The sequence below is a fragment of the bacterium genome, assembly GCA_040753085.1.
Classification (GTDB): Bacteria; UBA9089; JASEGY01; order JASEGY01; family JASEGY01; genus JASEGY01.
Map to the genome: position 1 here is coordinate 63,387 of JBFMHI010000001.1, position 10,730 is coordinate 74,116.

Annotated in this window: 1 protein-coding gene; it reads left to right on the forward strand. The window is 50.5% G+C overall.

The window, feature by feature from the left end:
• On the forward strand, positions 1-10,730 hold a 10,730-nt coding region (locus AB1797_00305; GenBank protein ID MEW5766056.1), incomplete at both ends, for a hypothetical protein.

Below are 10,730 nucleotides of genomic sequence, written 5' to 3' on the forward strand. Positions count from 1 at the left end.
GGTCGTCACCGACACCATCCCCACGAACACCACCTATGTCTCAAACACTGGCGGAGGAAGCTATGCCGGTGGGGTAGTCACCTGGAACATCGGCACCCTGGAACCAGACGGCCCCCATCAGGTCACCCTGACCGTGGTGGTCAATGATACCCTGCCCGCCGGGACAACCAATATCGTCAATACCGCCACTATTACCGACGATGGCTCAGACTCGGATATGACCAATAACTCCCAAACAGATACCACCACGGTGACGGTCCAACCGGATTTGAGTATCACCAAGACGGATGGTGTGAGTAAGGCCTGGCCGGGTCAGACCCTGGTTTATACCATCACCTATGAGAATATCGGCGATACTGGAGCGGTAAGCGTGGTCATCACCGACACCGTTCCGGCCTACACCACCTTTGTCTCGGCCACGGGTGGAGGGAGTGAAGCCGGTGGCCTGGTCACCTGGGATATTGGCAGCCTTGAGGCAGGTGACTCAGGTACAGTCACCATGACGGTGGTCGTCGATTCTCCCCTGCCCCAAGGGACACAAATCACCAACACCGTCATCATTACCGACGATGGCTCAGACCCGAATTTGAGCAATAACTCCTACACAGATATCAACAGCGATCCTCAACCAGAGGCCAGATTTACTGATTCAAGCTGGGTGGAGACAATTCTTTATCAGGTCTGTGAGACGGTTTATCTGGAGGTTGAAGATTTGCCGGGTTATGATACTATTGCTATTACCCTTTATAGTTATGATTCTTCAGACACAATTGATACGGAAACCGTGATATTAAACGAAGTGAGTACCGGTACCTACAGAAACTCTATCCCTTCTTGCTATTACTATGCCGCCTCCGGTTGTGACACCGGAAGTAACAATGGTATCATCTCGGTCGATCCCTTTGATGCCGCTAATCAAATCAGATATACTTATAAGGCCCTCACCCCCACCGCTGATTTTCGGCTGCCTAACCTGGCTTTTCCGCCCAATCCATCTACAGAATGGAGCCCCCCCTCTTCGCTTAATGTCTGTCAGACCGATGGCGAATTCGGACTCACCTTTCTCAACTCCGGCCAGGTAGCGGCTTACGATGTAGTCATCGTTATTGACACCCTGCCGACCGGATTCAGTTATGTCTCCGGCAATGCCAAAATTATCTCTAATGACAATCCCACTGGGTATGCCGCTGAGCCGGATACAACCAGCGTCCCTGGTGACTGGATCTGGAATTATGGGGGAAATGATAATAATGCTGTCTGGGACATAGCCTCGGGTGATACCCGAACTCTGGTCTTTACCCTTACCCCAAATTGTAATAGTCCGGAAGCGAGTCAAATATTCTTCAGGACTTACTTTCGAGTGGGAGATTGTCCTACCGCCCTTGATCTTACCGGTGACGACCAGAACGGGAGCAATTTCCAATCAGTTAATATAACCGTTAACCAGGCGAGTTTAAGTTTGACCAAGGAAGCCATTGAGATCAACGGCAGCCCTATTACGCCTACCTCTTCGCCTACTGCCTCGCCAGGGGATGAAATCACCTGGCTGATTACGATTTCCAGCGAGGGGGATACGGCTCCCTTAGTTAATGTTGAGGTCACGGATACCCTCGGTGCAGGTCTGACTTATGTGGCTGGCAGCTCCACGGCCGACACCTCCGGACTGCCAAACAATCTGGTCTGGACCAGGGCTCAGGAATCCGGCCTGGCCTCTATCGATGCCGGCAATACGGTCGGCCTGACCTTCAAGACTCTGGTGGGCTGTGCCGGGCTTTCCAACAATGTCTCCGCTACCTGGGGATGTGATGCCAACAATGACTGCCAGCCGACCGATGTCACGGCGGTGGCCACCGTCACCCTTGATGTCCAGTCGAATCCTAATCTGTCCTTTACGCCGCCTGATTTTAACTTCAGTTACTGTTATAATATTACCGGTTATAATTTTACTATTACCAATACCGGTGGCAGTTATGCCCGTAATGTCACCTTGGTCGGCTCTGGACTTTCCTCCTTAAGCCTTAGCGGGATGACCATTTCCCCTTCCGGAACCTATTACCCGGACACCGAGACCTTTGTCTTGCCCGATCTTGATTCCGGAGATACGGTTGAAATCACCTTTGACGCTGCCCCCCCTGATACCTGGTGCAGCACCCAGCCATCAGGCCCAGTGAATTGGGCCGCCAACTATTACAATGGCTGTAATCAGCCCCTAAGTAATTCGGCCTCATCTAATATCTCTACTACCCCTCAATCTACCCTTACCGTAACCAAAACGGCTGACCAAGGCATTGAGATGGATCTGGAGGAGATAATCAACTATACCCTGACGGTCACTTACACTGGCCCGGACACTTGCCCCAGCCCGGTGGGTAACGTCACTGTAACCGATACTTATCCTGACGGTTTCACGGTCCTTGACGCGGCTGGAGGAGATACCAGCACCTCAGGGATTATTACCTGGATATACGACCCGGCTGATTCTCCTATATGGCAAAAGACCATCCAGCTTCAATCTCCCTCCTATGATGAGTGCGATACCTACTCCCAGACCTTTGCCACCAATACCGTCTTGGCTTCTCTGACTGATTGCTGCGGCTGTTTCCTCTCTGATCAAGCCGACCACACCATCGCCCTGGAAGCTCAGTATCTCCTCACCTCAGATAAAACCGTCTCCTCCGCCAATAACTTCCAGAAATGTTCACCCCTAACTTTTACCAATACCTATGCCTTTAGTAACAGTGATACGTGGGAGGCCATTAACTGGAGTGATATGATTTTTTATGAAGAGGGGGCCGACAGTATGGTCCCTGTCCCGGGAACCCTCGATATTGTCATTGAAGATTCGGTGGGTGGTATCTGCAACCTTGGTTCTGGCCAGGACCTTAGTGATACCACCTTAGCGCGTGGAATGGTTACCTACAGATATTATTTTGATTTTCCGGCTACTTGCGATGCTGTTTCGATCAAAAGTTGTACTATGACCATCACCTATCAGATGCAGGCCACTGATACCTCTTCACCAGGCTGTGGTGGTTCATATTCCTTCTATGACTGGTCAACCCTCGATGTAGGAGCAATCCTGGGTGGCAATTGTTATTCAGAAGATCCCTATATTGAAGAAACCACCTATCTCACCCTATCCAATCCTGAGCTGGACCTCACTGTCTCCGACCACACTATGACTGAGTGTGATACGGCTACCGTCACCATCACTGCCTGGGATAATAATGCTAATCAAGGGGCCTATGATACCCGAATATTGCTCCAATTTGGTGATTACCAGGTTATCTCTGACTATACTTATGGCGGGAATGTCTCCCCGTCAGATACTGCTCCTACCACGGGCGGGGTATACTTTAATTACGCTGATCTCTTCTCTGACACCTCAGGCGTGACTACGGCCACTATCACCTTTGATGTGGAAAGATTCTGCACCACCTCAGCCGGGCTGTCGGCTAATGTCTATTATGATGACTGGTGTAATGATGATGGGGTTTACGATGACATTTGCGCGGCGGATACAGATAGCATGACGGTTACTCTTAATCCAGGCAATCTCTTCCTCATGGTCAATCCTGACCCTATCAACATCATGGCTGATACCGCCAGTTGGACGGTTTATGTCTACAATAACGGCTCCGGGGCTATCCAGAATGTGGACATCTATGACACCCTGGGCAGCGGCTACTCTAATATGACTTATGAAATTATTGACGAGACCGGTTCGCCGGCGGCCGCCGATGCCTATGATACCTTAGCGGTCGGATCACACGAGCTGCATATTCGTATCCACGAGATACCAGCTAGCAGTAACTGGCAGATCCGCTTTACCGCCGAGGTTGATTCCTGCCAGGCTGGAGATTTGGAAAACCGTATAATCAATGCCTCCTGGAGTTGTTATCCAACCGGTGAGGCCTGCGAGCAGGAAGCCGCCACGCCTGTGGTCACTCAGGTTGTCTTCCGGGAGGCCTCACTCTATCTGAGACTTCAGACCGTACCTACAGTTAGCGCCGTGACTCTTTGTGATACGCAGTCCTTCCAGTTGATCATCCGTAATGACGGCCAGACCTATGACTACGATGTCATCACCACCGCTCCTTTTATCCCTGGCCAACTGGACTATGATACCGGAAGCGCTGTTATCACTAAAAATGGCTCTGTGGTGGCTTCCCCACCTGCCCATGATCCAACCATTATCCCGGGAGTTGGTCTCGTCTGGGATCTTTCCACCTGGGGGATTGAGGATCTGGCCTCAGGAGATACAATAACTATTGATTTTGATATAAATATAGCCTGTGACTTTACAACCACCCAATTATTGCCAGAGGCATCTTATCTTAAGCCTTGTGGTCAGGCCGGCCCAGTTAGCGCCTATGGCCAGTATCTGGCGGGTAATAAGCCGGATTTAACCGTAGACAAGACTACCGATACCTTCCCTGGCCGCCTCGGCTCTACCACATGGACCATCAGACTTTTCAACCAGGGAAATGGTGTCACCGATCGGATCGTGGTCACCGATACCATGCCTGTCTATATGTCCTACGTAACTTCAAGTATAACCCCTTACGATACAATAACTATTGGCGGCCGTGATGTAATTACCTGGGTCCTTGATCGACCGGACAGCGCCATTAATCCCGGCAACCCTTATACCTTTACCGCCACCGGTGATATGGCGGCCTGTCCCGCGGGGTCTGAGGCTAATGACTCCAATGTGGTAACAGCGGTGGTCGGATGTGAGGGGGCCGGAGCAAGTGACCTTGAGTGTATCATTGATATCTCCAAGTCATCCGATTATTCTACCCCCTATTGGAACATTGGGGAAGTTAATTCAGACAGCTTCAGTGTCACCCAAACCATTAACCCCACCATCTTCTGTGATACGGTTACCTGGGTGTTATTATTTGAAAACAATGACCAGGTTGATGGCTATGATACTGTCACGGTTTATGATACCTTACCGGCTAATGTGGAATATGTCAGTTCCACCCTGACCCACAGCACCCAGGGGACAGTTACCCCCACTTCAATAGACACCTCTACCCAGACTATTAAGTGGACTTTGCCTTCATCCGTTGATCTTTTGGCCGGGGAAAGCCTACAGGTTGACCTGGTGGTGCGGGCTGCCTGTGGCTTTAGCGGGGGGACAAATTCCACCTCACTTAGCCTTTACAACTGTGTGGGGACACTCTACACCATTCCCCTGAATGGTCCGGACACAGCCAGTGTCCCTGATCCGGGAGAACCTGACATCTCGGTTACCAAGACGCCGTCCAGCCCCCTCGATCCCTTCCCTGCTCGAGTCGGCTCAAGCAGGACATGGACTATTAGTATTTCTAACAATGGAGACACGGTCACCGATCGGGTGGTGGTGGTTGACACCCTCCCCAGGTATATGGGATTTTCAAGCTCAAGTGAAGGGCCTTACAGTGTAGATAGTTCCGGAACCTGGACTGTAGTTACCTGGGTTCTTGATCAACCGGACAGCAGCATCGCGGTGGGCGGGTCTTATAATTTTACCCTCACCGCCAATATGAATAACTGTCCTGAAGCGGCTTATGCTAATGAGGAGAATATAGTAGAAGCTACGACCGGGTGTAAAGGTGACGGAGATACTGATCTGAGATGTCTTGTTGATACTGCCTCTGATTCTGATGAGGCTGACCCCTATTGGAATATTGGGGAAGTGGATTCAGACAGCTTCAGTGTCACTCAAACCCTGGAAGACCCTGTCTTCTGTGATACCGAGGCTGCCTGGGTGTTATTATTTGAAAATAATGATGAGGTTGATGGCCAAGGAGCTATTACTATCTATGATACCTTGCCGACCGGCCTGGAATATGTCAGTTCCACTGTGAGCCACGATACTGGCAGCGGCTGGACCTCAGTTGCCCCTAATTCAATCGACACCTCTGCCCCGATTATTAGTTGGACCCTTCCCTCAGGGACTAATCTTGACGCCGGCGATAAACTGAAGATTGATCTGGTAGTGCAGACTGACTGTGATTTTAACGGCGGGACGAATTATACCTCACTTACTCTTTACAACTGTCTTACTCCACCTGAATTCTATTCACTGCCTGTGGATGGTCCTGATACTCAAACAGTTACAGGCGATAATACCCCGCCGGATTTATCGGTAGATAAGTTCAGTAAAGATACCACCTATTTTGCCGCGGAAGATACGGTTGCATGGACTATTACCGTCACCAATAGCAGCACCCCAACCAGCCGCAGCATCATTATTGATACCTTGCCGGATTTTGCCACTTACAATAGTTACTCTGTTACCAGCGGACATAGCTTGAACTGGATTACTCCACCAACTGGCGCCCCGGGTGAGGTTATAAAATGGGTAACGGATTCGCCAATAATAAATGGCTCTCCGCTAACCTTTACTTTAACCGGCGATGTAGCCTGCAATGATTCGACCACCCCGAATGTGGTCCAGGTAGTGACCGGCTGTCCTGACGCGTATGATACCACAGTAATCAAAGATGTGTGTGAAGCAGAGGTTGAATCTGATTCCTCGACTCCCTACTGGCAGGTAGCTGAGCATCATCCAGAAGATTTTGCGATTACGCAAACCGTGCCTACGTTCGGGTATTGTGATACCGGTGCCTTTACCTTAGCTTTTGCGAACAAAGAACTTATTGGCGATATAACCGCGTATGGACCGATTGTTTTGGCCGATACCCTACCGGTCGAGTTGTTCTATATCGAGACAGTTTCTATTATCCATGTTGATTCTACCGGCGTCTCTACCCCAATCACGGCCACTGACAGCCCGACCCAGGCAACCACAGGACTCTTAAGCTGGACACTACCCGGAACTTTTCACTTAGCCCCGGGAGAGACCATTACCTTAACCTTTAATGTCGGCAGTAGCTGTAACTTTGCTGGCGGCTCTAACCAGGTGCGGTTCACGGCTTATACTTGCTTTAACGACATATATTCGCTGCCGGCTGCCGGGCCGAGCTCAGCTAATGTGCCTGATGCTCCAGGAATGCCCAATATCTCGGTTGATAAAATCCCGGCCACCTTTGATGCCGAAGGCCCCAATACCTGGACCCTCAGATTAACCAACACCGGAAACGCCGCCACCGACCGCACCATTGTCACTGATACCCTGCCGGAATATGTTACTTCTTATTCGGCCGTTCCTTCCTGGACAACCGAACAGGTGATAGGTGGGGATACGGTGCTCACCTGGGTAATCAACCAACCTATTGCCAGTGGTGGAGGCACCTTTGATATTAATATCTCCAGTACCATAAGTTGTATCCCCACGGATGAGGCCAACACGGTTTCAGTCAGAACCGGATGTGCTAATCTGTTTGATCCTATGACCTTGGATTGCGAAGTCAATAGTGATATTGATCTCTCTACTCCTAATTGGGTCTTGAAGGACACGGATATCTCCATTGTCCAGACCCTGCCTTCAGGAATCCAGGTCTGTACCCTCCATGATGGAAGTGACGCGGACACCTTTGTCATTACCTTTACCAATCTTAGCCCGGTGGAGACAAATAATGAAAGCATCACCGGTTATGCCCCGATCACTATCACCGATACCTTACCTCAAGGGATAACTTATGTCTCTGGTTCGACTCAAATCACCTGGACTGGAGAGTCAACCGTTACTTCAGACCCGGATACTACTGGCAGTGGAGCCACCGGTGATACCCAAACCCTGGTCTGGACCATACCCTACGATTTTGACCCACAGGATATTATCTCCCTTACCTTCAAAATAGAGAACCCATTTTCCTTAAGCTGTAATGACTTTCCTGAATTTTCACAAAACAAGGTGGGCATCCAGATGCATCCCTGTGATGGTGCGAACACTTATGGTTTTACCAATACCTCGGCTAATATCCAGAAATTAAACCCCAATCTCTCTATCACCAAATCAGCGGTGGATGCCAACACCACCGCTCGTGATTCAACCAATACCTGGCTTGTCCCTGGCGACACGGTGGCTTACATCATTACCCTCACCAATAGCGGTGACGGTGAGGCCAGAAATGTAGTCGTGATCGATACCCTGAGTGATTACCTCCACTATACCACTGAATCCCATTCTGCTGGTGATACCTTTGGCGGTCATACCGGAGGATATAATGGCGGTAATTGTCAGTGGACCATCGCCAGAATCCTTTCTGGCGGGGGAACAGCTACGGTGACCCTCTATGCTACGGTTTTACATGATCTCTATGGTGACAACCCTTCTGAGCCTGATATGCCTAATGAGACAGACATCATCAATGAGGCCGGTAATCTGACGGCGGCTGATAGCTGCTGCCCTGACGTAGTAAATACCGGTGCCGTAAGCATTGATGTCGAAGCCCCCTATGTCTGGGTAGAAAAACACCTGATCAATCCGGCACCACCTGAGGTTCCCTCGGTTGGTAATGCCATAACCTTTAGAATTGACTATGGTAACACCGGCTCCAGCACCGCTTACGATATAGTTATTACCGACACCCCGCCTGATGGGCTTCAATATATCTCTGGCGGTAGCTGGGATGGAAGTGTCATCACCTTTGCCAACGAATTCATTGAGCATGGGAGTGTAGGTAATCCGGGCTGGCTTGATCCAGGAGAAACCGCCTCAGTCTACTGGCAGGCCACCATCATTTCTGCCCCCGTAGGCGGGATAAGCAATATAGCTGTCCTTGATCATCGTGATGATAATGGCAACCCCAGAGAGCAAATCTCTGATACTGAAACCTTCCAGGTTTATATCCTTGATCTGGAAAAATCTGCGCCAGCCACAGCTTCCCCAGGAGATGCGATTACCTTTACCCTCACTATAGTAAATGACTCCTCTGACTCTCTCTCTAATCTGACCCTGACTGATACCTTGCCGTCTGGGGTTTCTTTCGTAACTGCCAGTGATGGCGGGATATATAATGCCTCTACTCACACTGTCTATTGGCTTATTGGTACTATCCACCATCAGAGCAGCCGAGTGGTTACCGTTGATGTCCTTGTCTCAGAAACGACACCTGACCAGACCATTCTTCATAACGAGGCCATTTTAGTCCATGATATTGCTACACCAGTGGCTACTTCCAATACCCTCGTGGAGCGAGCCGTCATCTTGGATGTAAACAAACATGCCTCATGTTATCCGGGCACTACTTGCACCCTTCAGCCAGGCGAGACCTTCAGCTACACTATCCGCTATGAAAACACGGGCTCTGGTGTAGCTAAAATAGTCATTACCGATACCCTCCCTGACGATGTGACTTATATCGAAGACAATTCCGGTTATGCTCACACCAATATCGGACAGGTCTACACCTGGCCTGATGTCTCCTCAGAGACCTTTTCTGTAGGTGCATTTACGGTGGGCTACTTTACCGTTACTGTCCAACTTAACGACACTGTTCCTCTGGGCAAGCTCTTCACCAACTATGTCTCCCTGAGTTATTGGGATAAGGACAATGGCACTTTCTTCGAGACTTTATATGATTCGCTCACTTTAAGAACCTCCGCTCAACTCCCGGCTGCCCCTATTCAGATTCAGAAGGTCTCTACCACACCGGTAGTCAATGCTGGAGACCCGGCCAGTTACATCCTGACGGTGACTAATACCGGCACCTCGGACCTTGATAGCATTGTTGTAAGAGACAGCTTCCCCTCAGGCATAACTTATGATCCAAGCTATCTCTCTGTTCCGGCTGCCACCAATAGTCCCAACAGTGGTGACACCGTTCTAATATGGAACTTCACTACCTCAGCCGACCTGCCGGATACCCTTCATCCTGGAGAATCAAGACAAATTCAAGTCACCGGAGTTAGTGATATTAGTGCTTCAGGGAGTCTGGCTAATCAGGCTACGGCAGATGCCCTTGACATCTATGGCGATTCAGTTGAGCAGGCCAGCGACAGCACCAGCGTGGTTGTCCTTACGCCGACTCCAAACCTGCAGATTGAGAAGGTAACGGCTACCTCGGTAGTCGAAGCCGGTGACTCCATCACCTATCTCCTGACTATCGCCAATTACGGCAACCAGGTGATCGACAATATCACGGTCACCGACACCATCCCGGCCGGCTTAGAGTATGTCAGCAGCGAGCCGACCGAGGCCAGCCTGACCGGAGACACACTGGTTACCTGGACCATTGCCTCTTTGGCCCAGGGAGAAGAACGACAGATTCAGATAACCGCCGCCTCGACCATCGAGGATTCAGGTCAATACGTCAATGAGGCCACAGTCGACGGTCAGGATGAGAATAATAACTGGCTCTCTGATTCTGACACCTCGCCAGTGGTGGTCACTACCCCAGCGCCGGCCTTACAGATCGAGAAGATAACCGCTACCTCAGTAGTCGAAGCCGGTGACTCCATCACCTACATCCTGACCATTGCCAATTACGGCAATCAGGTGATCGACAATATTACGATAACAGACACCATCCCAGCCGGGCTGGAATATGTCAGCAGCGAGCCGACCGAGGCCAGCCTGACCGGAGACACGCTGGTTACCTGGACCATCAGCAGTCTGGCTCAGGGAGAAGAACGACAGATTCAGATAACCGCCGCCTCGACCATCGAGGATTCAGGTCAATACGTCAATGAGGCCACAGTCGACGGTCAGGATGAGAACAATAACTGGCTCTCTGATTCTGACACCTCGCCAGTGGTGGTCACTACCCCAGCGCCGGCCTTACAGATCGAGAAGGTCACGGCCACCTCTGTGGTGGCGGCCGGTGACTCGA